General features: G+C 46.8%; 25 protein-coding genes. 5 read left to right on the top strand and 20 right to left on the bottom strand.

The window, feature by feature from the left end; all coding sequences use genetic code 11:
• Positions 1 to 26: 26 nt before the first annotated feature.
• Positions 27 to 1,997 carry an LTA synthase family protein gene (locus tag GWR21_RS24670; protein WP_238429992.1) on the bottom strand — a complete coding sequence of 657 codons (1,971 nt, stop codon included), beginning with the start codon at positions 1,995 to 1,997 and terminating at the stop codon, positions 27 to 29.
• Between the two features lie 267 nt (positions 1,998 to 2,264).
• On the opposite strand from GWR21_RS24670, the gene glmM reads away from it, so the two are divergent.
• Complete coding sequence (gene glmM / locus GWR21_RS24665; protein WP_162334289.1) at positions 2,265 to 3,647, top strand: phosphoglucosamine mutase; 1,383 nt, start codon at positions 2,265 to 2,267, stop codon at positions 3,645 to 3,647.
• 269 nt (positions 3,648 to 3,916) lie between these two features.
• On the top strand, positions 3,917 to 5,044 hold the full coding sequence (locus GWR21_RS24660; protein WP_162334287.1) for a cysteine desulfurase family protein: 1,128 nt from the start codon (positions 3,917 to 3,919) through the stop codon (positions 5,042 to 5,044).
• Positions 5,045 to 5,140: 96 nt separating this feature from the next.
• On the opposite strand, the gene GWR21_RS24655 is transcribed toward GWR21_RS24660, so the two are convergent.
• From GWR21_RS24655 to GWR21_RS24640, 4 genes are all read right to left on the bottom strand, one after another.
• Positions 5,141 to 5,851 carry a LytR/AlgR family response regulator transcription factor gene (locus tag GWR21_RS24655; RefSeq protein WP_162334286.1) on the bottom strand — a complete coding sequence of 237 codons (711 nt, stop codon included), beginning with the start codon at positions 5,849 to 5,851 and terminating at the stop codon, positions 5,141 to 5,143.
• A complete protein-coding gene (locus tag GWR21_RS24650) occupies positions 5,826 to 7,088 on the bottom strand; it encodes a sensor histidine kinase (protein WP_162334285.1) in 1,263 nt (420 codons plus the stop codon). Before GWR21_RS24650 ends, GWR21_RS24655 begins: the two co-directional genes overlap by 26 nt.
• Before the next feature lie 179 nt (positions 7,089 to 7,267).
• Positions 7,268 to 7,639: a DUF4907 domain-containing protein gene (locus tag GWR21_RS24645; protein WP_162334284.1), complete on the bottom strand. Its 372-nt coding sequence runs from the start codon at positions 7,637 to 7,639 to the stop codon at positions 7,268 to 7,270.
• A complete protein-coding gene (locus GWR21_RS24640; protein ID WP_162334283.1) occupies positions 7,632 to 8,651 on the bottom strand; it encodes a Kelch repeat-containing protein in 1,020 nt (339 codons plus the stop codon). The genes GWR21_RS24645 and GWR21_RS24640 overlap by 8 nt, the downstream gene beginning before the upstream one ends.
• 251 nt (positions 8,652 to 8,902) lie before the next feature.
• On the opposite strand from GWR21_RS24640, the gene GWR21_RS24635 reads away from it, so the two are divergent.
• Both GWR21_RS24635 and GWR21_RS24630 read left to right on the top strand, forming a co-directional pair.
• The gene (locus tag GWR21_RS24635) at positions 8,903 to 10,237 is read left to right on the top strand and encodes a DUF4270 family protein (protein WP_162334282.1); all 1,335 of its coding nucleotides are present in this window, start codon (positions 8,903 to 8,905) and stop codon (positions 10,235 to 10,237) included.
• A gap of 20 nt (positions 10,238 to 10,257) precedes the next feature.
• On the top strand, positions 10,258 to 11,490 hold the full coding sequence (locus GWR21_RS24630; protein ID WP_162334281.1) for a hypothetical protein: 1,233 nt from the start codon (positions 10,258 to 10,260) through the stop codon (positions 11,488 to 11,490).
• 82 nt (positions 11,491 to 11,572) lie between these two features.
• On the opposite strand, the gene GWR21_RS24625 is transcribed toward GWR21_RS24630, so the two are convergent.
• Entirely contained in the window at positions 11,573 to 12,928 is a 1,356-nt protein-coding gene (locus GWR21_RS24625; RefSeq protein ID WP_162334280.1) for a GH1 family beta-glucosidase, read from the bottom strand.
• A gap of 102 nt (positions 12,929 to 13,030) precedes the next feature.
• On the opposite strand from GWR21_RS24625, the gene GWR21_RS31965 reads away from it, so the two are divergent.
• Positions 13,031 to 13,105, top strand: a complete 75-nt coding sequence (locus tag GWR21_RS31965; RefSeq protein WP_394367278.1) for an SUMF1/EgtB/PvdO family nonheme iron enzyme — start codon at positions 13,031 to 13,033, stop codon at positions 13,103 to 13,105.
• Between the two features lie 107 nt (positions 13,106 to 13,212).
• On the opposite strand, the gene GWR21_RS24615 is transcribed toward GWR21_RS31965, so the two are convergent.
• The 14 genes from GWR21_RS24615 to trpD form a co-directional block, all read right to left on the bottom strand.
• Positions 13,213 to 13,752 (bottom strand): hypothetical protein, encoded by a 540-nt coding sequence (locus GWR21_RS24615; protein ID WP_162334279.1) that lies wholly within the window; start codon positions 13,750 to 13,752, stop codon positions 13,213 to 13,215.
• 239 nt (positions 13,753 to 13,991) lie between these two features.
• Positions 13,992 to 15,626: a M56 family metallopeptidase gene (locus GWR21_RS24610; protein WP_162334278.1), complete on the bottom strand. Its 1,635-nt coding sequence runs from the start codon at positions 15,624 to 15,626 to the stop codon at positions 13,992 to 13,994.
• Positions 15,627 to 15,631: 5 nt separating this feature from the next.
• Positions 15,632 to 15,988, bottom strand: coding sequence for a BlaI/MecI/CopY family transcriptional regulator (locus GWR21_RS24605; RefSeq protein WP_162334277.1), 357 nt, complete (start codon positions 15,986 to 15,988; stop codon positions 15,632 to 15,634).
• Positions 15,989 to 16,119: 131 nt separating this feature from the next.
• Positions 16,120 to 17,253: a TlpA disulfide reductase family protein gene (locus tag GWR21_RS24600; protein WP_162334276.1), complete on the bottom strand. Its 1,134-nt coding sequence runs from the start codon at positions 17,251 to 17,253 to the stop codon at positions 16,120 to 16,122.
• Positions 17,254 to 17,382: 129 nt separating this feature from the next.
• Positions 17,383 to 18,465: a TlpA disulfide reductase family protein gene (locus GWR21_RS24595; protein WP_162334275.1), complete on the bottom strand. Its 1,083-nt coding sequence runs from the start codon at positions 18,463 to 18,465 to the stop codon at positions 17,383 to 17,385.
• A gap of 24 nt (positions 18,466 to 18,489) precedes the next feature.
• Positions 18,490 to 19,098, bottom strand: coding sequence for a bifunctional phosphoribosyl-AMP cyclohydrolase/phosphoribosyl-ATP diphosphatase HisIE (gene hisIE / locus GWR21_RS24590; protein WP_162334274.1), 609 nt, complete (start codon positions 19,096 to 19,098; stop codon positions 18,490 to 18,492).
• Between the two features lie 70 nt (positions 19,099 to 19,168).
• Positions 19,169 to 19,924, bottom strand: coding sequence for an imidazole glycerol phosphate synthase subunit HisF (gene hisF / locus GWR21_RS24585; RefSeq protein ID WP_162334273.1), 756 nt, complete (start codon positions 19,922 to 19,924; stop codon positions 19,169 to 19,171).
• Between the two features lie 71 nt (positions 19,925 to 19,995).
• Positions 19,996 to 21,156 carry a 1-(5-phosphoribosyl)-5-[(5-phosphoribosylamino)methylideneamino]imidazole-4-carboxamide isomerase gene (gene hisA / locus GWR21_RS24580; protein WP_162334272.1) on the bottom strand — a complete coding sequence of 387 codons (1,161 nt, stop codon included), beginning with the start codon at positions 21,154 to 21,156 and terminating at the stop codon, positions 19,996 to 19,998.
• Positions 21,157 to 21,159: 3 nt separating this feature from the next.
• Positions 21,160 to 21,753 carry an imidazole glycerol phosphate synthase subunit HisH gene (hisH, locus tag GWR21_RS24575; protein ID WP_162334271.1) on the bottom strand — a complete coding sequence of 198 codons (594 nt, stop codon included), beginning with the start codon at positions 21,751 to 21,753 and terminating at the stop codon, positions 21,160 to 21,162.
• Positions 21,754 to 21,756: 3 nt separating this feature from the next.
• A complete protein-coding gene (trpA, locus tag GWR21_RS24570) occupies positions 21,757 to 22,533 on the bottom strand; it encodes a tryptophan synthase subunit alpha (RefSeq protein ID WP_162334270.1) in 777 nt (258 codons plus the stop codon).
• Positions 22,534 to 22,542: 9 nt separating this feature from the next.
• A complete protein-coding gene (gene trpB / locus GWR21_RS24565; RefSeq protein ID WP_162334269.1) occupies positions 22,543 to 23,769 on the bottom strand; it encodes a tryptophan synthase subunit beta in 1,227 nt (408 codons plus the stop codon).
• 7 nt (positions 23,770 to 23,776) lie between these two features.
• Positions 23,777 to 24,412 (bottom strand): phosphoribosylanthranilate isomerase, encoded by a 636-nt coding sequence (locus GWR21_RS24560; protein WP_162334268.1) that lies wholly within the window; start codon positions 24,410 to 24,412, stop codon positions 23,777 to 23,779.
• Positions 24,409 to 25,209, bottom strand: coding sequence for an indole-3-glycerol phosphate synthase TrpC (gene trpC / locus GWR21_RS24555; protein WP_162334267.1), 801 nt, complete (start codon positions 25,207 to 25,209; stop codon positions 24,409 to 24,411). The genes GWR21_RS24560 and trpC overlap by 4 nt, the downstream gene beginning before the upstream one ends.
• Positions 25,206 to 26,201 (bottom strand): anthranilate phosphoribosyltransferase, encoded by a 996-nt coding sequence (gene trpD, locus GWR21_RS24550; RefSeq protein ID WP_162334266.1) that lies wholly within the window; start codon positions 26,199 to 26,201, stop codon positions 25,206 to 25,208. Before trpD ends, trpC begins: the two co-directional genes overlap by 4 nt.
• Positions 26,202 to 26,206: the final 5 nt, after the last annotated feature.

The following is a 26,206-nucleotide window of genomic DNA, read 5'->3' as shown; positions in this document are numbered from 1 at the left end:
CATGATCAGATGAACGCCCCAAAGCTCTATTTTTTATTGTTAAACATCAAATATCGGGTGCTTTCGTAAAATGCCCGCGTTAAATTATCAAGGGATTTTGCTGTATCCGGATATTGCTGCTTCACATCCTTTAACGGATCTCCCTTCATATCATACAGATATGACTGGTGTGTATAAGTATTTATCTCATACTGATAGCGCTCGCCGATCAGGGAAATATATGTCTGCAGGTTCTTTAAATAAGTGGCAAATGCATACCGGTTGGTGACAGTTGTATCCAGCATATCCTGCCCCAGCGTGTAGTTTTTAAACGGTACGCCCGCCAGTTTCGCCGCTGTCGGATAAACATCCACCAAACTCACCGCATAGTCCACCACCTGTGGTTTTAACAGCGCCGGGCAATAAATAAAGCAGGCGGCATGCACCCCCCCGCTGATCAGCTCATACTCCGGCGTAGGCATAAAGTGATACGGATTCAACGTACAGTTATGGTCGCCAAACATGATAAAGATCGTGTTATCCAGGTAACCGCCTTTCCTCGCGAGGTCCATCAGGTGCCCTATATTATAGTCCTCATAACGGATCGCATTAAACTGCTCCATAGACACAAATCCTGCCTTTTTGAACTTTTCTTTGTCAACATCCTTCTCCGTTACCTTCTTAAAATCCCCCCGGCCTTTGGTAGTGGTGTATGGAGGATGATTATCAGCCAGCTGCAGGAAGGCGATAAAGGGCTGCTGCTTATTGCTGGCATCCCTGAATATCTCATCCGCTTCGGTGATCAGGTCAAAATCCGATACTCCCCATACGTCGGCCTTCGGCGCTTTATAATAGCCTTCCTCAAATATCCTGATCCCTTCCACATTACTGGTGAACACTGCCCGGATATTAGCCCAGTTCGTATTACCTCCCAGCATGTAAAACTTTTCATATCCTTTAAACTGGTCCATTACTACCCGCTGATCGACCATCTGCGGGTGACGAGAGGCTGTCTTGGTGATGGTCAGGTCGGGGAGCCCGGTGGTTACACCATAGACGGTTCTTGCCGTACTGATTGCCGGTACAAAGAAGTTCCTGAATAGTACGCCGCTGTCTGCCAGCTGCTTCATATTCGGCGTCGGCATCATGGGATTATTATACATACTGGTGACAGCTGCGCCGGTAGACTCCAGCATAACCAGTACCACATTCATTTTCTTTCCGTCCCTGCCCGGAACATTTCGCACGAAGCTGAGCGTATTCACATCCGGCTGATCCACTTTCAGATAGTCGGCTATAAACGGATAAAACTCCTTCGTCTTTTTAAGATCATAGGTATCTTTCTGTACCGACATGTTTGACACGTAGTACAAAACCGGGTTCAACGACAAACTGGTAACACCGTTATCTTTTGTGAACATGGCCTGGCTCCAGCGCAACGGGAAATAGGCCACATTCGCATAAATACCCGCAGCAAAGAGAATGACCAGAGACGCGACCCAGCCGGTATATTTCCAGCCGCCCAGTTTTACAGCCGGCTCCTTACCCAGCCGGTAATAAGACCGGGTGAACAGGACGGTGATCAGGAACAGGAACAGGCCGATGCCGATCACGGCACGGACCACCGGATAACTTTGCCACAACATCCGGGCATTGTCTGCCCGCTCTCCATACGCCAGAAAACGGGTAACGGAAGGATCCATGCGCAATCCCAGGTAAGCATAATGCCCCAGGTCAAAGATATACATGACAGTCAGCCCCAGGTATACCATAAAAAGATATACAAAAAGGGGCCTTCGGATGGCTGCTTTAGTGAAAAAGTGATGCCGGGCAATAAACGCGGCCAGTAATATGGGAACGGCCAGGATCAGTGTAAGCCGTAGATCAAACCGCAATCCCAGGCTCCAGGCCTTCCATATCGGACTACTCCCCGTAACTGTAGTCTTAAAGAAGAACAGAAAGAATACCAGGCGGAAAACGACCATGAACAGGTACAGGAATAAGACTTGAACGATCACATACCTAATATACCTGGGTATACTCTTCCATAAATATTTCATGTAAACGTAGCTGTTGATTAATTTGACATGCAAAAGTATGCTAAACTGTGGCATTAAAGAAAAACAGGCAAAAGTTTCCTAACCCCTATATAATTAGCCTACATTAAAACCATAACACATCTATTAAATTCACTATATCACTGAAAGGCAGTGCTATATATTTAATTCATTTGTTGTTTGCTGATTGTAATTTTATATTTGCCCTTCCTTTAAAAATTGAAATTCGTGGCACTGATCAAATCGATTTCTGGTATTCGCGGAACTATCGGAGGTAAACCTGGAGAAGGACTCTCCCCTCTTGATGTTGTAAAGTTCACAGCGGCATACGGCTCCTGGCTACTTAAACAATCTGACAATAAAAAAGTGGTGATCGGACGCGACGGCCGCATTTCGGGAGAAATGGTAAGGCAACTCGTCGTAGCTACTTTAACCGGATTGGGGCTGGATGTCGTGGACCTTGGCCTCTCCACCACTCCCACCGTTGAAATTGCGGTGAAAGCGGAACAGGCAGCGGGTGGTATTATCCTTACCGCCAGCCACAATCCTAAAGAGTGGAATGCGCTAAAGCTACTGAACGGTGAAGGCGAATTTATCTCCGGCGAAGAAGGTGCCATCATACTCGACCTGGCCGCACGTGAAGATTTTACCTTCGCTGATGTGAATAAACTCGGTGTTTATCGCCAGGATGACACCTATATGCAGAAACATATTGACATGGTACTGAACTACCCGCTGGTCGATGTTGAAGCTATTAAAGCCCGCAATTTCAAAGTAGTCGTAGATGCTGTCAATTCAACCGGCGCCATCTTCGTTCCTGCCCTGCTCAAAGCACTGGGTGTGGAAGAAGTTACTGTACTGTTTGATGAAGTGAACGGCCGCTTCAGCCATAATCCGGAGCCTCTTCCGGAAAACCTCACTGCACTAAGCAATGAAGTCAATAAATCCAGCGCTGACATGGGTATCGCTGTTGATCCGGATGTAGACCGTCTTTGCTTCGTTTGTGACGACGGTAGCATGTTCGGTGAAGAATATACCCTCGTAGCTGTAGCTGATTACGTGCTGAAATCAAGAAAAGGGAACACCGTTTCCAACCTGTCCTCCACACAGGCACTGAAAGATGTGACCCTGAAGAATGGCGGCGAATATCACCCGTCTGCTGTAGGTGAGGTGAACGTAGTACGTAAAATGAAAGAAGTGAACGCCGTGATCGGGGGGGAAGGAAATGGTGGTATCATCGTTCCTGACCTGCACTACGGTCGTGATGCACTGATCGGTATCGGTCTGTTCCTCAGCCATGTAGCCCAGACCAAAAAGAACCTGAAAGCCATTCGTAACAGCTATCCTGACTACTTTATCTCTAAAAACAAGATAGAGCTGGACAAAGGTGTAAACGTGGCAACCATCTTCGACAAGATCAGGGGTAAATACAAAAACCAGCCTGTTAACACCGAAGACGGCTTAAAAATAGAGTTCGACAGGGATTGGGTACACCTCCGTACCTCCAACACTGAACCTATCATCCGTATCTATGCGGAAAGCCAGAATGAGACGACAGCGGATAACATTGCCAAAAGGATCATGCAGGATATCAGGGAGTTTATGCATTAAAAATCAGGAATCAGGAATGCTGCCTGAGCACTTTGACTATTAAATGTACTGCTTACTATAAACGACAGGGGCGCTTTCGATAATGGAAAGCGCCCCTGTCATTTATATGGTGGCAATTGGTTTAGTTCCCCATTCCTGGTTCTACCCCGGCGGCTCCGGTTTATTCATCACAATACTGTCATGTAGCATATTACATTGGGCATATTTTCCAAAAAATTCAGACATTTGTGACCGCCAACGGCATTTTTTTATCAAAAACCACCACCATCTTGAAAAGAATTTATTTTGATAATGCAGCCACCACGGCGCTGGATAAAGAAGTGCTGGATGTGATGCTGCCCTACCTGACTGAAAAGTATGGTAATCCATCGTCCATCTATTCCTATGGCCGCGAAACCAGACTGGCCATCGAAAATGCACGTAAATCCGTAGCCAAGATCCTGAATGCGAATCCGGGAGAGATCTTCTTTACTTCCGGTGGTACTGAAAGTACCAACACAACCGTTAGCGCAGCTATCCATAACCTGGGCTGCCGCCACATCATCTCTTCTGAGATTGAACACCATGCTACCCTGCACTCCGTAGAGCATGCACATTCCAAAGAGAAGATAAAGCTGAGCAATGTTCGTTTGCTGCCGAACGGGCACGTAGATATGGAACACCTCCGTGAGTTGCTGGCTAACTCCCCTGAACGCTGCCTGGTAAGCCTGATGCATGCCAACAACGAGATCGGTAATCTGCTGGATATTCATGCTGTAGGTAACCTGTGTAAGGAGTTTGACGCTATCTTCCATTCTGATACTGTGCAGACAGTAGGCCACTATCCATTCGACCTGCGTAATACACCGGTACACTTCATTAACGGTTCTGCGCATAAGTTCAATGGTCCGAAAGGCGTGGGTATTCTTTACATCAACGAAAATGTAAAGATCTCCCCGTTCATTCATGGTGGTTCACAGGAGCGTAACATGCGCGCCGGTACAGAGAATGTATATGGTATCGTTGGTTTTGCGAAAGCACTGGAACTGGCTACTGAGCACATGGAAGAGCACAGCAGGTACATCAATGATCTGCGTTTATACATGATGGAAGAGCTGATTAAAAACATTCCAGGTGTAGGTTACAACGGCGACCTCTATGGACGCAGCCTGTACACCGTACTGAACGTATCATTCCCTAAAACGGAGAAGAGTGAGATGCTGCTGTTTAACCTGGACATCAATGGTATCTGCGCCTCCGGCGGTAGTGCCTGTACATCCGGTGCGGATGCAGGTTCTCACGTGATCCGTGCTATCAACAGCGATCCTAACAAGATAGCCGTACGTTTCTCATTTGGTAAAGACAACACTAAAGAAGAGATCGATGCGGTTATAGCGAAGCTGAAAGAGATCATCTAAACGATAACAGCAAACAGCTTATCCATAAATAAGAAAACGGTAATCAGTATCATACTGGTTACCGTTTTCCTTTATGTTGATAATATGCTGAATGTCCTAACTGTTGCGGTTGATCACATCATAGAATTTCTCCCTGTAACCATCGCTGATAGGGATAGACTGATTAGCGATCATCACGGTGTTCTTTTCCACAGAATTGATCTTATTCAGCGATACCACGTACGAGCGGTGTACCCTGATGAACTTATCCGCAGGTAAACGTGTTTCAAATGATTTAAGGCTGCGCAGTGTTAACACCGGCTGAAAAGGAGTATAAATTTTCGTATAGTCTTTCAGTGCTTCGATGAATAAAATATCTTCCAGATTGATCTTAATGATCTTGTATTCTGTCTTAATGAAGATGTAATCATTTACATGCCCGTTACTGCTGTCTCCGTTTTTCTGCTGAGACATGCTTCTGAACTCAAGCGCTTTGGTGGCCGCTCGCAGGAAACGTTCGAACGGTACAGGTTTCAGCAGATAATCCACTACTTCCAGGTCAAAGCCTTCCAGCGCATATTCACCATATGCAGTGGTAAAAATGACCATCGGCGGATACTTCAAACATTTCATTAACTGAATACCTGTAATATCGGGCATCTTGATATCGAGGAAAAGCAGGTCTACCCGCTCTTCCTGTAGGAAGCGCAGGGCCTCGGTTGCATTTTGGAACGTGCCTACCAGTTGCAGGAAGGGCACCTTCTTTGCAAAATCAGTGATTATTTCCAACGCAAGTGGTTCATCATCCACCGCTATACACCTGATCATTTTTCAACACGATTTTTAAATCAACAATAAATTGGTTTTCGGATTCTGTGATTTCCAGCTCATGATGATCCGCATACAGTAATTCAAGGCGCTTGCGCACATTCTGTAAACCGATACCACCTTTTTCAGCTACCCGTTGGCGGAAACGGCTATTCTCCACCACCAGTCTCATCTCATTCTTTTCAATGGCCAGGGCAATGGCAATAAAAGAAGGTTCCGCGTAACTGATCCCATGTTTGAAGGCGTTTTCCACAAAGGGCACCAATAACATGGGAGCTATCTTTAATCCTGCCGGATTTCCCTGTACCGCATAATCCACTATTATATCATCAGGCATTCTAAGACGTTGTATGTCAATATAGTCTTCCAGGTATTGCAACTCCTGCTGTAACTGCACCTTGTCTTCATTCGAATCATAGATCATATACCGCATGATGGTAGACAGCTTCACAATGGCGTGCTCTGTCTGGACGGAATGCTTATGGGCCAGTGAATAAATGGTGTTTAGACAGTTAAACAGGAAGTGAGGATTAATCTGCGACTTTAAAAATTTCAGTTCAGCATTGAGATTCTCCACTTTCAGTTCCTCCCGCTGCTGTTCGCTCTTAAACCATTCCTGGGCTATCTTGATAAATCCGCTCATAAAGAGCATGAGTAGTGCGGCAAACACTGATTTCCGTAAGATCTCTGGAAACAAAATGTAATCCAGAAACGACATTTCCGTTTGATTATCAACGATTTCCTTATTTGGAACGACCATCGAATCGTTCAGGCTGGCATCTGTATACAGTGCTGCCCGGCTGCTTTTGCGGGAATGCCTGGTATGTGCCCTGCTTTCGAGAAGGTCATATCGCATAAAGCCCGGAGGCGGTGGTGCAAATCCGACATCTCTGGTCCCGGCGGGTATTACAACTGTTTCTTCAGTGGCAAAGCCTTTCCAGAAAAAGTATTCTGTCACAGCCTGTTGCATAATGATAAAGACCAATGTCAGTACCACAAAAGACAGGTAGTAGACGATTTTCTTTACTGTGAAAAACCGCGGGATCAGTACATAAAAATTGAGATAAAACAGTCCTATGAGGAAGAGGTTATCCACGATTTCCCGGGCGAAGAACCAGGGATGCTGGATCTTTATCCGATAGATGAAAAAGGGAAAGCACAGGAAACAGGTCCAAACTACAATATGCAGCCCTATTTTGATTAACCGGTTCCTATAGAGTTGTTTTAAATTTATCATGTAGCCCAAAAGCGCGATAAACTTACACTCAATTCCCGTAAACAGGCTGTTAAAATTTGTTAAGTGTAGTAAAAGGAATGTTAAAATTTGGAGGGGAATAGATAGCCTATATGGCCAGACACAGTACTGTGGCCAATATTAATATAAGTTAACATGTATCTACCGGAGTGTTTTTAGTGCTACTCTACACCGGCTATTTTCATTTCAAGCAGCTCTTGCCGCGTTAAATCCGGCAAACCGCCCGGGTTTTTCCTGAGCTTGGCCGCTATCAGTTCTCCGACTTTCCTGGCGTCCTCTTCACTTTGAAAAGGTTTATTGCCGAGGATCACCGGGATGAATGGTTGTTCAATGTAGGTATGAGTACCCTTGTTGATCTTATAACCCCAGCCACCATTTGCTGGTTGAAACGTCACTACCGCAATGCTGTCATGCACTGCGGTAGCGGTAGTTTCCTGCATATTTTCGGTTCGGTTCGTCTGTTGCTGCTGACAGGCAGTTAAAGCCAGTCCTGCTGACAGGGAAGCGATGAGAATAGACTTAGGATTAGTCATTCGTATCATTTTCCTGATCAGGGAAGAATTCATACAGGTCATCCAGGTAAGTGCTGCTGGAGTAACCAGTTCCGATGAAACCTCTGTTCTTTACGGAGAAACCAACTGCGCTGGTACGGCTAGCACCATCGAAAGCGGTTTTTTCTGTCCAACGGTCGTTAACCGGATCGTACTCCCAGGTAGCTGAGCTGGAACCTGTAGTTACATATCCTTTGTTGTTGATCACGAAGGAAACACCTGCATAACGGGAGATAGAAGAGTAATCATCATCGAAAGACTCATCAGTAGCGTTTTCGATCTTAGCTTTCTCTTTCCATACATCGTTCGCTGCATCGTATACATACATACGGGTAGGAACAGTACCAGCACCGGTACCAGTCACAACGTATGCGCTGTCTTTGATAACGAAAGCAGTTGCCTGTCTTCTTTTATCTTTCAGTGCAGTGATCGGTGTCCAGCTGTTGGTAGCCGGGTTGAATTTGAAGAAGTCGCTCATGTTGTTACCGCCATCGTAGCCAGTACCCAGGTAACCCTGGTCTTTCACGGAGAAGGCAACTGCAAAGTAACGTGCAGCACCAGGGAAATCAGCTTTGCTGGCCCAGGTGTTGGTAGTTGGGTTATATTCCCAGGTATCTTTCAGTGATTTGAAATCTGCATCGCTACCAGTAGCTACGTAACCTTTGCCTGCAGCTGCGAAAGCTGATGCACCGGTACGGGCCAGATTTTTAGTAGCATCGTTCGGATCCTGCAAAGACGCTATCATAGTCCAGTTATCTTTCGCCGGGTCGTACTTATAAAAAGAACTTAATAAAGTACCACCATCAACACCGCTGGTACCGGTTCCTACATACGCTGTATCTCCAATCACAAAGCTCACTGCTTCCCTTCTGGCATCGCCCTGGTAATCTGCTCTTCTTACCCAGTTACCCAGCGTGGTCGTATCTTCGCTTGATGAACAGGAGGCTAATGTAAGTACTGCCAATCCCAGAAAACATACTTTTAAATAGCGCATAAGTTATTTTTACTTTTTTAATAGCTGCCAAAATTATCCGCACTTATCTAAGCTCAATCATAAAATAGATATTTGGGGAGTTTTGACAGACAAACTAGGTCTTTTTATCTGCCAACCCGTTTTTTGACATATAGTATACCTTGCTACCCCAACAGTAGCACAAAGAATATGAATGGTTATTCGTCGATGAAAAGAGCTTATTCGCATATTAAATCAGCGTGAAGTTGGGTTCCTGTCTAAAATTGCGCTCCATGAATAAAAGTATCCGCGCCAAAGTGGCCTGTAAATACCTGGTTTGTGCATTATTGATCACTGGCGCCGCTGCCTGTGAAAAGGAAGGTTTTTTGTATGATGGTGTCACAGATCAGAGTGGTACCGAGTATCTCGTTACAGATACCATTACAATGAACATGAGCACGGCATACCTTGATTCTGTTCCTACTTCTAATATGGGCGTTGCGCTGGTGGGTACCAATAACGACCCTTACTTCGGTAAAATATCCGCCAGCTCTTTCTGGCAGGTAAAAGCATATAGCGGTACCGCTATCCCCGACAGGGCAATTTATGACTCTCTTGTATTATTAATACATCCGAAATACGAACACTACGGCGACACGACCCTCCCTCAGCATATTGAGGTATATCGTGTGACCGAAGAGATCAAACGCCCGGGAAACAGCGCGTTCCTCTACAGCCGCAGTAACTTCGCTACTGAAACTACCCCGTTAGGTCAGATCCAGCGAACCATCCGTCCCCATCGTGATACTGTCTTAAGGATCGCGATCAATGACGTGCTGGGTAAGGAGTTCTTCGACCTCGCTGACAGAAACGCTACCACCATCACCAATCAGCAACAGTTCTTAAATTACTTTAAAGGACTGGCACTGAAACCAGGGGCCAACAGTCAGGTCATCACCTCCCTGAGAGCGGATGACTCCCTCAACCTGCGCCTCTTCTTCCATACTACTCCCGGCGAGATCAAACAGGAATACAGAGACTTTGCTGTATATAATTCAGCTACACAGTTCAATCGTATAGACGTAGAGCGCCCAGCCGGTTCTCCGCTGGCTGCTTTAAGCCCTTCTAAACGACTGCTCCCTTCTGCTGACGCTGACCGCCAGCTGTTTGTACAGCCGCTGACCAACCTCATTGGCCGTATCGACTTCCCTTATCTGAAGAATTTCAACCAGCTGAGCAAGTTCTCTAAAATTATGAGAGCTACCCTCACTGTCAGACCGGAAAAGGGTACCTACAAATACCCTTATCCACTGCCTGCCAACCTGCCACTCGGTGTCATCACCAATGGCAACGTCATTGAAGACACCCTCCGCTCCCCGCTTACCGGTGCCATTCAGTACGGTACCCTGGTGCTGGACAATATCTATAATACAGGAACCGCCTATACTTACGACATTACCAATTATTGCATTGCACAGTTAAATACTACTGATAATTCTTACCGTGGTCTGGCATTATTGCCTCCCAGAAACACTGGTCTTACTAACTTTGACCGTGCGATCCTGGGTGATGGCAGAAATTCGACCAACAGAATTACTATACAGATCTATTACCTGCGGTATAAATAATGCAATCAAGAATTGACTACATGAAGCGAATACAATATACGACCGGCTTATGCGGCCTGATGCTTTTACTCGGCGGCAAGGCAATGGCACAACACGGGATCAATTCTCTCTACTCTGCGTATGCCATCGGTGACCAGGAAGAGCGCGATTATACCCGCAACTTTGGCTTGGGTAGCACCGGTATCGGCCGCCGTTCAGATAACTATCTGAATGAGCTGAACCCTGCTTCTTATGCTGCTTTACCTCGTCAGCATTTCATGTTTGACGTATCCCTGCGCGCTCAGTCCGTTACTTACAAAGATGCTGTCAACCTGAACAGACAGGCCGGCGACGTTAACGTAAAACGCCTGGCAATGGGCTTCAAAGTAAACAGCAGATGGGGGATGAGTGCCGGCTTCGGACAGTTCAGCAGCGTGGACTATAAGCTCGTATCTACCAAATTTGTCGATACATCACCCCAGACTACTACTACCGAAGGTACTGGTGGTATCTATAAAGCATACATCTCCAATGGCGTAAGACTTACCAAGAACTTCGCTGTCGGTGTATCCACCAACTTCCTTTTCGGACCTAACAATACCACTGAGAACGTAGGCGGTGATACCGTTTCTACTAAAATCCAGCGGTACGCATTCAACACCAACTTCAATCTGGGTGCGCAATATGCCGGTAGATTAGGTGGTGACTGGGTGCTCGGTCTCGGTGCTACCTACCGCTTCAAAACAAAACTGAGCTATGAGAAAAAGCTCATTGTGATGAACGCTACAGAGACTACCCTGTTTGAAGATAATCTCGCAAAAGAAAAATATACCCTGCCTGAGCAATTCGGCGGTGGTATCCACCTGGGTAACGGTACGATCAGCTGGCTGGCTGACTACCGCAGACAAATGTGGGGTGAAACCCAGGCGCCTGGTACTAACTACAAATTCGCTAACTCTGAGAGAATGTCTACGGGTCTGGAATATACCTTCAGACGTAAATATGGTACGCAGCAGGTAGAAGGTGTAGTGATCCAGGCAGGTGCTTCCTATTATAAATCTTACCTGGTACTGAACAACAACCAGATCAAGGATGTCGCTGGTACTGTCGGCGTATCCCTTCCTTCCAAATCGAACTACCTGCGTTATTACATAGGTGTTGAAGTTGGCCAGAGAGGTACTACCAGCGGTGGCCTTATCAAGGAAACCTATGTCAACGGTGTGTTCCACTTCTCACTGAGAGATATCTGGTTCCTGCGCAGAACATACGATTGATCTGATGATCCGGTTACCGAAAATATTAAAGCCCATAGCATATGCTATGGGCTTTTTCTATCTGAATAGCTTCCATCCTTATTTACATGGTTAACAGCTCCCGGAACCAGTGACCGGAACTTTTGAGCGTCCGTTCCTGCGTATCCAGGTCCACATGCACCAGTCCGAAACGTGCGCGGTACCCCTCTGCCCATTCAAAATTATCTGTTAACGTCCAGGCAAAGTAACCCTCTACCGGCACTCCCTCCCGCTTCGCTTTTAACACACCTGCCAGGTATTCCCTAAAATACCCGATGCGGTCCTGATCATCTATCGCCCCTCCACTCATAATATCTGCAAAAGCAGCCCCACTCTCCGTCACCATCAGCTTTTTAATTCCCTTGTAAGCGCCGAACTGTTTCAGGATCGCATACATTCCCTCTCCACTGATCTCCCATCCTAATGCTGTTATCGGTACCTTGCGGAACTTAGGTTTCACTTCAGATATGCCTACCACCGGCATAAATGCATTCTTTCGCACCACCAGGGGAAAGTAATTCTGTACGCCAATGAAATCAAAGTCAAAAGCCAGCTGGTCCCAGTCCCGCCACAAGGCATAGCGGCGCTCTATACGGCGCAACAGCGGAAAATCATCCACCGGATACCCCATGCCCAGTACAGGCTCAATAAATAGTCTGTTAAACAGCGCGTCCGCCTTCCTGGCGGCCTGTATATCGCCTTCCTGTTGTGTGTATGGATAAATATAGGAACTGGACAAGGCCGTCCCGATATTGGCCCCTTTTACGGTCGCCCGGATCACCTTCGCTCCGGCTGCCTGTGCCAGTAACACATGATGCACCGCCGGCAGGAAATACGATATACCAAATTTACCCGGTGCATGTACGCCCAGCATATACCCCAGAGAGGTAAACCCAAAGGGCTCATTCATCACCACCCAGTTCTTCACTTTATCCCCATATTCCTGCACGCATATACGCACATATTCCTCGAAAGCAAAGATGACGCCCCGGTGGCACCATCCTCCTTTCTGTTCCAATGCATGTGGCAGATCCCAGTGATATAATGTTACGTAGGGTATCAAACCGGCTTCCAGACAGGCATCTATCACCCGGTGATAAAAGGCAATGCCGGCAGGGTTCACGCTACCAGTGCCCATTGGCAGTATACGTGGCCAGGAAATAGAAAAACGGAATACCTGGAAGCCCATCTTTTTCACCAGCTGAATATCCTCCCGGTACCGGTTATAGAAATCTACTGTTACAAGGGCGTTGGTGCCGTCTTTGATCTTCCCTTTTTTTGCTGTAAACTCGTCCCAGATAGACTTTCCTTTGCCATCCGCATCGCACGCACCTTCATTCTGAAATGCAGAAATAGTCACTCCCCAAAGGAAATTCTCTCCAAAATCATGACGGCTGAAAGGTGCGCTAAATTGTTCCATATATAAAACAAGGATGCAGTTTACAATAGTTTATTTGTAAAGCTGATTATTTAATTGTTAAGGGGACTAAAATTTAATCCGCGGATTCCCGATTCCGGACAAATGTTCCATAGTCCTATAGCCACAGGCTTATACGACATGTCGGGTAATGTATGGGAATGGTGTCGACTGGTATGACAGCCGCTATTATGCGGGAAAACAAGGCAATAATCCCCAGGGCCCCGCCACCGGATACGATCCTGATGTTCCGGGACTGGCCAAACATACTATATGTGGTGGCTCTTTTATGTGTACAGCAGCTCTCTCGTGGTTTTCTTCCCGGGCAGGTCTGTTGCTACCACGATGACCCTGCCGCCGGCAGGCAGCACAGCTGCTTTATAGTACCAGTCTACCCCGTTCCGGCCTAATACCGCCGGACCACTTTCCGTAATAACTCCTTCCTTATCAACTACCTGCACAGTGACTGCCGCTACCCGGAACTCATCTTTCGCGGTCACGACCACGTTTGTCTCTTCTAACCGGATCTGCTGCACTTCAGGAGAGCGGTAAGCATCCTTTACAGCCATATTATAGGCGTTCTGCCCGGGTCCGGCCAGCGAGGCGTAATACGCCTTGATCTCGGGATCATTCATCATATCCCTCGCCAGATCAGCCGCTACACGCATTTTAAGCCTGGCTTCCAGCTGTTTCTGTGTTGGTTTCTTATTGGAAGGACGGCGCTTCTTCGCCATAATGATCTGTCCATTCCTTTCGTAGATGGTGATTTGTCTGCCTATAGAGCCGCGGACGAGCTGCAGAAGGATATTGTCTTTAACAATGGCCATAATAATTCATTTTGAGGTAATAGTTACAAAGGTACTTAGTATTGATGAGGCATCCAATCTGAATGAGTACTAATACGTCATTTATATATCACTTGAATATCCAAGGGATATATAAATGATATATAAATAATCTTGAGGTGACTGTATAGATTGAATACTAAATGCTATATAAACACATAAAAAGCAAAAGCCGTCCACCTGGAAGGTGAACGGCTTTTGCTTTTTATATAACCAGGGGACTATCTGGTTCCGGTAGACGACTGATTTTTAGTATCAGTATTCGTACTGCGGACTTCTGTTAATTTTTCCGCTTTTCTGCTTTGTTTACGTTTTCCTGACAGCTGTTTACTACCATCTTCATTAATATAGGTAGCGACGCCGTCTCCTTCTATTCTTGTAACAATATCGGGATTAGCTGACACCTGGGATTTCGCATCTGTCTTTACTTCTGTAAGTTTTACAGGAGCAGCAGTTAAGTTGTCTTTAGCTTTTATGTTATCCACAAACTGTACATTGGGCTCGTTCTGATACCCTTTGGTGTAAACCTTTATTACACCATTTGCACCGGCAGTTCCATATATGCCCGTTGCACTTTCCCCTTTGAACACATGTATAGAACTGATATTTTCAGGGGACAGATTTGCCGGTAAGGTATGTCCATAAGGCACATCATCTATGACATATAGAGGAGTGGCTCCCGTTCCTGATCTCAGGACAATCTTGGGATGATCCTGCTGCTCGTCTGACTGCGCCTTGACCATTACCGTTTCGCCCGATACCGGAGACTCATTGAGTGTCAGCGGAGCAGGGATGGACGTGGCAGCCGGAGCAGCAGCCGGTGCTGGTACAGCCGGAGGTGCTGGTGGGGCAGGTTTCGCAGCTTTTACTTTCCCCTTTACAGGAGGTGGTGGTGGCGGCGGTACCGGAGGTGCAGGAGGAGGAGGTGGTGGTGGTGGAACAGGTTGCAGGGTATCAGCCTGAAATACAGCGGCCAATGTCCTGGCAGACGTCTCTGCCTTAGCGATGGCGCTTGTGAAATTCAGTGATAGTACCGCGATCCCCATCATACCTCCAAGCGCTACATAGCGCATCAGGTGATAACTGGATGATCTTTTCTTATTCATCATCATGATCCTTTGTTTTAAGTGTGAGAAATTGAAATTGTTCGCGATGGCCGTCGCATATGGGATCCCACTTACTTTTAAAAGACTGTATTGATATGCTTTTGCATCTATTCCCTGCCGCAGGATGCTCCTGTCGGTAATGAACTCCAGGTTTTCACGGATGGCGATACTCATCAGCCATGCCCCCGGGTTGAACCAGTAGAAGATCTTGTTCAGCTCTCCCAGCAGTACGTCCAGTGTATGCCACTGCTGCACATGAACTTTTTCATGCTCGATAATGGAACTGAATTCCTCCGGCGTATGCAGAGAAGGATTGATATAAATATTGCGCATGAAAGAGAACGGGTTAGCTTCTTTCTCCATGATACGCAAGGACTTATCATCATAAAGGGTCTTGCGGGTTTGCCGGTGCAACTTCCACAGAGATAACAGCTGAATGACCAGACGGATAGTCATTACCATCACACCTATCCAGAACACATACACCACCAGCCTGTTGATAAACGGCTCCGCCGGATGTTGTCCCAAAGCGGAAAGATCTGGTATATACGCTTCTGCTACAGCATTCAGCTCATGGTGTTCCCTGATGAAAACAGAAGGATCGATCAACGGAGCCACCGTTGCGCAGACAATGCCGCCCACCAGGAAAAAACGGTTCAGCGTGTAGAAGGTCAACCGCCTTAATCCGAAACGATAGGCGAGGTAAAACAAAACAAGTACGATGTTGGCTTTAAGCAAATAGATAAGCATGGTGATTAGTTTTTCTCAATCATCCTGACAATTTCTTTCAGTTCTTCCGGTGAGATCTTCTTCTCTTTGGCAAAGAATGTCACCAGGGCTTTATAGGAATCTTCAAAATAGTCTTTCACAAATCCGCTCATGAACTGTTGTTTGTACACCTCTTCCGCAATTATAGGTGTATACTCATAGACGTTCCCTGTCTTACGGCTGCTCACGAACCCCTTCTTTTCGAGGTTCCTGATCGTTGATGCGAGAGTAGTATAAGGCGGCTGGGGAGCAGGATGTACTTCCAGGAAATCCTTTACAGAACCACCACCTGTTTTCCATATCGCTATCATAGCAAGTTCCTCCTGCTGCGTTAACTTTTCCATAGTTATTCTTTTTAAAGACAATCATCTACGATTGTTTCGTAAATCTACGAAACTTTCGTAAACCACCAAATAAAAAAATAAGGACACCTGTTAACCGACAGGTGCCCTTATTCCCCATAACTGGGTATATTCTACTTTAACACTTCTTCCAGCTTGCGTTCCAGGGCATCTCCCCGTAGATTTTTAGCGATGATATTTCCATTAGGATCGATCAGTAAATTCTGGGGGATAGCCTTGATACCATACTTTTCTGCCACTGCATTCCTCCATCCCTTCAGATCAGACAGCTGTGTCCATGCCAGGTTATCGGCCTGGATAGCGGCCAGCCATTTTTCCTTTTTCTCATCCAGGGAGATAGACACCACGTCGAACCCTCTGTCCCGGAACCGGCTGTAGGCCTTCAGTACATTCGGATTTTCCGCCCTGCATGGTCCACACCAGCTGGCCCAGAAGCCGATGAGCACATATTTACCTTTATAGGATGCCAGCGTTACATTCTTTCCGTCTTTATCCGGCTGGTCAAAATCCATTGCCGGCTGCCCTACTGCTGTCTTCTTGGCTTTATCCAGTCCGGCGGCAAACTCCTTCCCGGAAGGGGTATTACGCAGGTGCCTGCTCAGTTTATTGAACATAGGCTCTATTTCCGTCAGATTGATATCATAGTCTGCGTACTTATTCAGTATATACAACCCGATCGGAGAGTTGCTGTTATTCTTCAGAAAATCGGCCATTACCTGCTTTTTCCTGGCTTCCAGTTCATCAAACTGTGGCTCCATCCGCTTCATACCTTCTTCATCTTCAGCCATATATGCCTGCCGGTATTGTTTTTCCAGTTCGTCCAGCCGTTTGTTCACATCTTTCAGGAGGTTATTGAGCTGGAGGTAATCATTATTGGCCACAGATCCTTTCACCACTGCATGGCTGATCGAGTCTTCCGCCGTGAGGGTGATATTACCCTTGTCCAGGAATACTGTCAGCACGTCACAGCCTTTACGTTCCGGCATTTCCGGATCGAGCACTTTCAGGTAAAGATTAGCCAGTGTCGGTTCCGCCAGTTTGCCGGCAAAAGAAAACTGCCCATCTTTTACTTCAGCACTATCCAACGTATTATCTCCGTAACGTTTTACATTTAAATATACTTTCGCCGGCTTCTGTAATGCAGTAACAGTTCCCTGGATCGTAAACGCCTGCTCTCCCTTCCATTTTTCCTGCGCCAACAGGACCATAGGCGCAAGAAGCGCCACGGCCATCATCAAGGACTTCATTGATTTAGATTATTTAAGACTAACGAAATTCACATATCCCGGGAGGAAAATCAACCTGATTGTGATAAACGGTGAAGGTGGTGACAGTAAACAAAGCGGCCTCGTGTGGGAACGAGGCCGGTAAGTAAGTTATTTTAATATTTGTTGCAATTTAGCTTCCAATGCGCTGCCTCTCAGGTTGCGGGCGATGATCTTACCCTCCGGATCGATCAGCAGGTTAGCAGGAATCGCACTGATACGGTACAGTTGGGCGACCTCATTTCCCCATCCTTTCAGATCGGAGACCTGGGTCCATTGGAGATTATCCTGCTTTACAGCTCCCAGCCAGCGGTCCTTATTCTGGTCCAGCGAGACACCCAGGATAGTGAAGTTCTTGCCTTTAAAGCGTTCAAATGCCTTCACTACGTTCGGATTTTCAGCCCTGCAGGGACCACACCAGCTTGCCCAGAAGTCAACCAGCACATATTTACCGCGGAATGAGGACAGGCTGACCTGCTTTCCGTTGATATCTTCCTGGGTAAAGTCCATCGCGACAACGCCTTCATCTCCTTTGATACTGTTGATATATTTAGCTGCCGCTACACCATATTTGGATGTTTTTGGCTGCTTATCCAGCATGTTATAATACTTCTCGAAATCATCCGGTTCCAGTCTGTTACGTAATTCATTCACCAGTATCCAGATACTTGCGATCTGTTTGGGATGTCCCTTGATGAAATCCGTTCCTGTTGTCACGACGTCATCATTGAACATGGCCGCTTTAGCACGGATCGCGTTCTTACCGGCAGCGTCATTGTCAGAGAGGGATGCCATTTCCTCATTCAGTCCCTGCGCACGCTTAACCAGTGTCAGGAAAGTCTTCTGGTAAGCCTGCATTGCCTTATTTTCCTCATTTGCTTTCAAAGAAGTGGCAATGGGAAACTCCTCAGCAGTCAGCGTATACTGTAAAGACTCTTTTCCAGAAACGAGTAACAGCGGGTTTTGCACATCCTGTAAGATCAGCGCGAAGATCTTCGGTCCTTCGGTGGCAGGTACGGTAAAGGAGAACTTTCCACCTTTCAGTGTCACTGAGTCTTTCGGATGATTATCATCATCCGAATACAGATAGAGATTTTTTCCATCAGCCCCTTTTAGCGTACCAGAAACAGTCTGTTGAGCAATGGCCGTAAATGAAAATAGCACCGCGAAGGCGCCGGTAACAAGTTGTTTCATCCGTACTAATATATAAAAAAAACGTTATTTACTATGTCTTTTCTGCAGCACAGACAGTACATCTGCCAGCTGATAACCTTTGGCATGCAACAGTACCAGGTAATGGAACAGCAGATCGGCTGACTCGTTCAGGAAAAGCTCTTCGTTATCATCTTTCGCTTCTATAACGACTTCGACGGCTTCCTCCCCTACTTTCTGGGCTACTTTATTGATACCTTTAGCAAATAGTTTGGAAGTATAGGAATCGTCGGAAGGGTTATTCTTCCTGTCCACGATAATGCTTTCCAGTTTAGCGAGGAAGTCATTGCTGACATTACTCTCTTCCCAGCAGGTATCGGCGCCGGTATGACATACGACACCGGCAGGAATAGCCTTGATCAGCAGGGTATCGCTATCACAATCAACCCTGATCTCCTGGAGCGACAGGAAATTACCGCTTTCCTCACCTTTAGTCCACAGGCGCTGTTTGGAACGGCTGAAGAAGGTCACTTTACCTTCCTGCAGGGTTTTATCCAGGGCCTCCTGGTTCATATAACCAAGCATCAGGACCTTCAGGGTAGCTGAATCCTGTACGATTGCAGGCACCAGTCCGTCAGCACATTTCTGAAAATTGATCTGTTTATTATTATACATGCAGTGCTCTTGTTTTTTGGTTGGTCAATGATACCGTTTCAGCCGGCAAAATTAGTAGTTTTCCACGGCATCAGAACCTGATATTCACACCTCGCTGATAGAGGTAGGTTTTAAGGGCTGGTATCTCTATTTCTTTATAATGGAAAATGCTGGCCGCCAGTGCCGCATCTGCCTGTGCATTTTCAAATACGTCCATGAAGTGTTCCATGTTACCAGCACCTCCGGAGGCAATCACCGGCACGTTGAGGTGCTGTGATAACTTACCGGTGATATCCAGGGCAAAGCCTTTTTTGGTACCATCGTTGTTCATGGATGTCAGCAGAATTTCGCCTGCACCTCTTTGTACCGCCTCTTTCGCCCAGTCATAAGCTTTGATATCTGTCTTAACACGACCACCGTTCAGGTACACGTACCAGTCATCCTCTTCAAAGCGGGTGTCTATGGCGAGTACCACACACTGACTGCCGAACTCACGGGCCAGTTCATCTATCAGCCCGGGACGTTTGAAAGCAGATGTATTGACAGATATTTTATCAGCACCTGACTGCAGCAGTACATTCACATCATCCACAGAAGAAATACCACCACCTACGGTAAATGGGATATTCACATGTTTAGCAATACGGGTTACCAGTTCTGACAATGTCTTCCTGCGCTCATTGGTCGCTGTAATATCCAGGAATACCAGTTCATCTGCGCCCTGCTCCGCATATAAAGCACCCAGCTCTATCGGATCACCGGCATCGCGGATGTTCTCAAAGTTCACACCTTTCACAGTGCGGCCATCTTTTATATCAAGACAGGGTATGATGCGTTTCGTTAACATGAATGTAATTTTTAATTAAGAACTAAGAATCAGGAATCAGGAATTGAGCTATTATTCCTAATTCCCAATTCCTAATTATTTTTAATAAAGTCCGACAATTCCTTCATACTAATGCGCTCCTCGTAAATCGCTTTTCCAACGATCACGCCACTGCACCCGATCTCTGCCAGCGTATGTACATCTGCCATGGTACTCACACCACCGCTAGCCACGAAGCTGATCTGCGGGAAACGCCCGAGGATCTTTTTATACAGATCGGTGGAAGGCCCCTGTAACAGGCCATCTTTTGCAATGTCTGTACAGAAGATATGTTTAACGCCTTGTTTCACGTTCTCGTCCAGGAAGTCAAACACAGACAGCGATGTTGTTTCCAGCCATCCGCCTACAGCGATCTTTTCCTCTTTCACATCAGCACCCAGGAAGATCTTATCTGATCCGTATTTTTTCACCCAGCCGGAAAACAGCTCAGGATCTTTTACTGCAATACTACCAATAGTCGCCAGTGCGGCGCCATTCTCATATACGATACGCAGATCATCTTCTGTTTTGATACCACCACCAAAGTCGATCACCAGGTTAGTTTTACCAGCAATAGCTTCCAGCACTTTCCAGTTCACTACGGCTCCTTTTTTTGCACCATCCAGATCGACCAGGTGCAAACGACGAACGCCAATGCTTTCAAACTCCTTGGCCACTTCCAGCGGATGCTCATTATATACTTTCTTCTGTGCATAGTCGCCCTGTGTGAGGCGTACACACTTACCATCTATAATATCAATGGCCGGAATAATGGTGATACCACTTTCCGTTGTTTTGTCCAGTTGTAATTTCATCTTATTGAAGACAATATTATCTTTTGTGAAATGATCGCCCCAGTATTCATACCCACGTTTCAGATAAAACCCTTCGGCAGCATCGCGTGCGTTGCACCATAACAGGGGGATATGTTCCTTTCTGCAAAAGTTCTCTATATGTAGCATCAGCATACTGCCATAGCGCTTACCCTGGCTCTCCCGATGTACGGCCAGCTTACGGAACTGTGCTTCGTTCTTTTGCAGGAACAGGGACACGACGCCTCTCAGTCGGTTATCTTCAAACAAACCGAAATGCAATCCATCCTCATCATGGTCCACCTTCACCCGGCTCAGTTCCCAGTCAGGATACAATACATCCCTGCGTAAGGGTAATGTTTCGTCGGCAGTGACCCTTCTTATCTGTACCTGTTGCATCATTGCTTATAACTTCAGGAAGTTCTCCAGTATCTTTTGGCCGACAGTAGCCGACTTTTCAGGGTGGAACTGTACGGCATAGAAATTATCTTTCTGCAAACCAGCACTGTAGTTGATCACATAGTTAGTGGTCGCTACTGTATCGGCGCTTAACGCGGCATAGTAGCTATGTACGAAGTACATGTAGGAGTTCTCCGGTACATGTTCAAACATCGTGCTGTAGAGACCTGTGATATTATTCCAGCCGATCTGTGGTATTTTCAGCAGATTATCCACCGGAGAAGTGAAGCGCTTTACCTCTACATCAAAGATACCCAGGCAGGGTGTGTCATTCTCTTCAGAATGTTTACACATCAGCTGCATACCGAGGCAGATGCCTAAGGTAGGTTGTTTCAGTTCTTTGATAAGCTTATCCAGGTTTCTTTCCTTCAGATAATTCATGGCAGTACTCGCCTCTCCCACACCCGGGAAGATAACTTTGTCCGCCGATCTTATTGCCTCGGGATCGTCTGTTACAACACCTTCCACACCAATTCTGTCGAGTGCGAATAGCACTGAACGGATATTACCGGCATTGTATTTTATGATAACCGTTTTCATATACTAATTGTGTTTTACGCCTGCAATAAACGTTTCTATTGCAGTATCCAGGTTGGTCGTATTTTCAATTGCGCGGATAAAGGCAGTACCGATAATACCTCCATTACTGCAGGCTGCGGCCGCATCAAAGGTAGCTTTATCTTTGATACCAAAACCGATCAATACCGGATTCTTCAACTGCAGTGCTTTCAGGCGCTCGAAATAAGTCTGCTGATGCCCCATGTTCTTATCTGTTCCGGTTGTGGAAGAGGAGGACACCGCATATACGAAACCTCTGCTCACGCTGTCGATCTTCCTGATCCTTTCTTCACTGGTCTCCGGCGTGACGAGGAAGATGAGGTGCAGGTTATATTTTTCAAATACAGGTCTGTATTCAGATTCATATTCATCCATCGGCAGATCCGGCAGGATAACACCATCCACACCTACTTCCGCACATTTCTGACAGAAGTTCTCGATACCGTACAGTAACACCGGATTCAGATAGCCCATCAGCAATACAGGTACGTGTACTTTTAGTCTGAAGTCCTTCAGTTGCTCGAACAGCACTTTCAGGCTCATCCCGTTTTTGATAGCACGTGTGCTGCTATCCTGGATAACAGGACCATCCGCCAGCGGATCGGAGAATGGCATACCCAGTTCTATCATATCAGCACCATGCTGTTGTAATGACTGCATGACAGGCAGCGTATCGTTCAGTTCCGGAAAACCTGCTGTGCAGTAAATGTTCAGGACACCTGTTTTTTTGCCGGCAAATAATTGATCTATACGATTGCTCATAAAATATATTTATACGTTACCGCCGGTGTTACCTGGCAAATTACGAATGTAGGTTTCCATGTCTTTATCACCACGACCGCTAAGACATACGACTACCACATCATCCGGTTTGAAAGCGACCTGTCCCAGTTTAGCGAGGGCATGAGAAGATTCGAGTGCCGGGATAATACCTTCCAGGCGGGTCAGCTCATAGGCAGCCTGCAATGCTTCCTCATCGGTAGCATTCAGGAAGGTAGCGCGACCTGTTTCATAGAGATGCGCGTGCAGGGGGCCGATACCAGGATAATCCAGTCCTGCGGAGATGGAATATGGCTCAGTGATCTGTCCGTCTTCCGTCTGCATCAGCAATGTCTTACTCGCATGTATAATACCCAGTTTACCCAGCTGCGTTGTAGCGGCGGAATGACCGGAGTGCACCCCTTTACCACCTGCTTCAACAGCGATCAGTTTAACGTCCGGTTCATCGAGGAAATGATAGTAGGCGCCAGCTGCGTTACTACCGCCACCGATACAGGCCATTACATAATCGGGATTAGCTTTACCGGTCTTCTCCAGCAGCTGCTTTTTTATTTCTTCACTGATCACGGACTGGAAGCGGGTCACCATATCCGGATAAGGATGAGGACCTGCGGCAGTACCCAGGATGTAATGGGTATCTACCGGATTATTGATCCAGTCGCGGATCGCTTCGTTACAGGCGTCTTTCAGGGTCTGGCTGCCGCTGGTAGCGGGTACCACGGTAGCACCCAGCATTTTCATACGGGCTACATTCGGCGCCTGGCGCTGAATATCTATGCTACCCATATATACCACACATTCCAGTCCCATAAGTGCACATACTGTAGCTGTAGCCACACCATGCTGTCCGGCGCCGGTTTCTGCGATGATACGTGTCTTACCGAGACGTTTTGCCAGCAGTATCTGACCGATGGTGTTATTCACTTTATGTGCACCGGTATGGTTCAGGTCTTCGCGTTTCAGGTAGATCTGCGCCTTATATTTTTCAGATAAACGCTTTGCGAGATACAAAGGCGAAGGGCGGCCTACATAGTCGCGTAACAACTGGTCAAATTCTTCCTGGAATCCCGGATCCCGGAGTATCTGCAGGTAATTGCGTTGCAGCTCGTCTACATTCGGGAACAACATCTCAGGGATGTATGCGCCACCGAATCTTCCATAGAAGCCTTTTTCATCTACATGATATTTAGAGCCGAACGTGTTTTCCGCTATCTTCATGCTATGACTATTTTAAATAAGTTGATTGAATCTGATCTGTAAATAACCTCACCTTTTCCATATTCTTTACACCTGGCCGTTCTTCGAACCTGCTGTTCACATCTACTGCAAATAATGCCGGCAGCTGTAATTGCATGAGTTCCGGTGTTTCTTCCAGTCCTATACCACCGCTCAGGTAGAAAGGATGTGCGTAGGGATATGCCTGCAGCAACTCCCAGTTAAAACGTTTACCTGTGCCACCATAAGCTTTACCAGCTTCGGTATCAAACAGGAAGTAGTCGGTCACGGGTATATAGGCAGCCAGCAGTGCCGACCAGTTCACATTTTCACCTACCCTGAAAGCTTTGATCACCGGCACTGTCTCCCGGATCGTGGCACAGAATGCGGGTGTTTCATCACCATGCAGCTGTACCATGTCCAGTCCGTAGTCGAGAATGGTACGCTGAACCTGTTCCAGGGAAGCATTGACGAATACACCTACTTTTTTAATACCGCTGATCTCCCGCACGGTACGTGCATCGATCTTTGGTGCGGCAAAGCGCGGCGACTTTTCGTAAAAAATAAAACCGGCATAGTTCACCTGGTATTCGACCAGTTGTTGCAGGTCTTCCTTCCTGGTTATTCCACAGACCTTTATTTTCATTTTGCTGATTTATTGGCCAGTTCTGAAACGAATTGTTCAAATGCTCTTGGCGGATTAGCTTCCTTCATAAAATGCTCTCCGATCAGGAATCCCTGGAAGCCCGCCTGTTTCAGCGTAATGATCGCATCGGTATTGCTGATACCACTTTCCGCGATCTTGCATTTACCAGCAGGTATCTGCGGGGCCAGTTCACAGGAACGGTTGAAATCTACCCTGAATGTAGTGAGATCACGGTTGTTCACACCTACCAGTTGTATGTGGTCGGTTACCTTTTCAAGCTGATCACCACTGTGTACTTCCAGCAATACCTCCAGGCCGAGATTGTGCGCAAACTTAGCCAGTTGTGCAACTTCATCTTTCGTCAGGCATTCTGCTATCAGCAGGATCACATCAGCGCCGATCGCCTTCGCTTCAACGATCTGGTATTCGTCCACAATAAAATCCTTCCGCAGGATAGGTATGTTATTCAGTGCACGCGCCTGTTGCAGGTCATCAGATGAGCCGCCGAAGAACTTCTCATCCGTCAGTACAGACAGACCGGATGCACCATAACGGGTATAGGCAGTGGTCACGTCCTGTACGGTTACCTCTCCATTGATCAATCCTTTGGAAGGAGAACGCCTTTTGAATTCTGCAATGATACCTGTCTTGGCAGGGTCTTGCAGGAACTGCGCCAGTGACAGTGGTGTACGCTTAAACAGGGAGGTCTGTTCCAGCTCTTCCACGCTCCGCTGTTGTTTGCGGGCAGCCACTTCTACATGCTTATGGGCAACTATTTCTGTCAGGATATTTTTCATGATTGCAAGCTTATCAACTTCTTAAACGCATTGTATGCGGCGCCTGATTCCAGTGATTCAACAGCTGCCTGGAAACAATCGGCATAGTTATCATATTTCTGCATGCAGTAAAGGCCCATGGCAGCATTGGCCATTACTACAGAGTTCTGCGCCCAGGTACCCTCACCTTTGAGGATCTTCATAAAGATCTTGGCAGCCGCTTCTACAGTGGCACCACCGTAGATGTCTTCGGGATATACTTTGCGTTTACCCAGCTGTTCAGGCGTCCAGTCTCTCTCACCATCATTCGTGATGACACGGGTATCGGCAGTCAGTGAGATCTCATCATAACCATCCAGGCTATAAACGATCGCATAGCGTTTATCCGTCTGCTGGAACAGATAATTATACACCCTGGCCAGTTCGAGGCTGTATACGCCTATGAGCTGATGCTGCGCGAAAGCTGGGTTCACCAGGGGGCCAAGCATGTTGAAGAAGGTGCGTATACCCAGCTGACGACGGATGCCGGCTACATTCTTCAATGCAGGATGAAACAGCGGAGCATGCAGGAAACAAACGCCTGCTTCTTCCAGTTCCTGTCGCAGCCTGGCATCATCGTTCTTGAATTTATAACCGGCAGATTCCATCAGGTTAGAAGCGCCACTTATAGATGACACACCGTAGTTACCGTGCTTAGCTACTTTACCGCCGGCACCTGCCACGATAAAACATGACAAGGTAGATACGTTAAAGGTATTCTTGTTATCGCCGCCGGTACCTACGATATCGAGTACGTCATATCCCTTCAGGTCTACCGGGATACAGAGTTCGAGCAGGGCATCGCGGAAGCCCAGCAGTTCGTCTACCGTAATGCTACGCATGAGGAACACGGTCATAAATGCCGCCAGTTCACTTTCATTGTACATGCCTTTGGAAATACTGATCAGTATCTCTTTAGCAGCACTACGGGTAAATGTTTTATGTTCAAAAAGGTAATTCAGTATCTTTTTCATTACTC

The sequence above is a fragment of the Chitinophaga agri genome (assembly GCF_010093065.1).
GTDB classification, from domain to species: Bacteria; Bacteroidota; Bacteroidia; order Chitinophagales; family Chitinophagaceae; genus Chitinophaga; species Chitinophaga agri.
The sequence above is the reverse complement of the archived record's forward strand: the minus strand, read 5'-3'. Positions and strand labels throughout refer to the sequence as shown.

Bases quoted from the DNA above. Each gene is read 5' to 3' on its own strand.
- GWR21_RS24655 (WP_162334286.1), bottom strand. From the start codon at position 5,851: ATGATCAGGTGTATAGCGGTGGATGATGAACCACTTGCGTTGGAAATA.
- GWR21_RS24650 (WP_162334285.1), bottom strand. From the start codon at position 7,088: ATGATAAATTTAAAACAACTCTATAGGAACCGGTTAATCAAAATAGGG.
- GWR21_RS24645 (WP_162334284.1), bottom strand. From the start codon at position 7,639: ATGACTAATCCTAAGTCTATTCTCATCGCTTCCCTGTCAGCAGGACTG.
- GWR21_RS24640 (WP_162334283.1), bottom strand. From the start codon at position 8,651: ATGCGCTATTTAAAAGTATGTTTTCTGGGATTGGCAGTACTTACATTA.
- GWR21_RS24635 (WP_162334282.1), top strand. From the start codon at position 8,903: ATGAATAAAAGTATCCGCGCCAAAGTGGCCTGTAAATACCTGGTTTGT.
- GWR21_RS24630 (WP_162334281.1), top strand. From the start codon at position 10,258: ATGAAGCGAATACAATATACGACCGGCTTATGCGGCCTGATGCTTTTA.
- GWR21_RS24625 (WP_162334280.1), bottom strand. From the start codon at position 12,928: ATGGAACAATTTAGCGCACCTTTCAGCCGTCATGATTTTGGAGAGAAT.
- GWR21_RS24615 (WP_162334279.1), bottom strand. From the start codon at position 13,752: ATGGCCATTGTTAAAGACAATATCCTTCTGCAGCTCGTCCGCGGCTCT.
- GWR21_RS24610 (WP_162334278.1), bottom strand. From the start codon at position 15,626: ATGCTTATCTATTTGCTTAAAGCCAACATCGTACTTGTTTTGTTTTAC.
- GWR21_RS24605 (WP_162334277.1), bottom strand. From the start codon at position 15,988: ATGGAAAAGTTAACGCAGCAGGAGGAACTTGCTATGATAGCGATATGG.
- GWR21_RS24600 (WP_162334276.1), bottom strand. From the start codon at position 17,253: ATGAAGTCCTTGATGATGGCCGTGGCGCTTCTTGCGCCTATGGTCCTG.
- GWR21_RS24595 (WP_162334275.1), bottom strand. From the start codon at position 18,465: ATGAAACAACTTGTTACCGGCGCCTTCGCGGTGCTATTTTCATTTACG.
- hisIE (WP_162334274.1), bottom strand. From the start codon at position 19,098: ATGTATAATAATAAACAGATCAATTTTCAGAAATGTGCTGACGGACTG.
- hisF (WP_162334273.1), bottom strand. From the start codon at position 19,924: ATGTTAACGAAACGCATCATACCCTGTCTTGATATAAAAGATGGCCGC.
- hisA (WP_162334272.1), bottom strand. From the start codon at position 21,156: ATGATGCAACAGGTACAGATAAGAAGGGTCACTGCCGACGAAACATTA.
- hisH (WP_162334271.1), bottom strand. From the start codon at position 21,753: ATGAAAACGGTTATCATAAAATACAATGCCGGTAATATCCGTTCAGTG.
- trpA (WP_162334270.1), bottom strand. From the start codon at position 22,533: ATGAGCAATCGTATAGATCAATTATTTGCCGGCAAAAAAACAGGTGTC.
- trpB (WP_162334269.1), bottom strand. From the start codon at position 23,769: ATGAAGATAGCGGAAAACACGTTCGGCTCTAAATATCATGTAGATGAA.
- GWR21_RS24560 (WP_162334268.1), bottom strand. From the start codon at position 24,412: ATGAAAATAAAGGTCTGTGGAATAACCAGGAAGGAAGACCTGCAACAA.
- trpC (WP_162334267.1), bottom strand. From the start codon at position 25,209: ATGAAAAATATCCTGACAGAAATAGTTGCCCATAAGCATGTAGAAGTG.
- trpD (WP_162334266.1), bottom strand. From the start codon at position 26,201: ATGAAAAAGATACTGAATTACCTTTTTGAACATAAAACATTTACCCGT.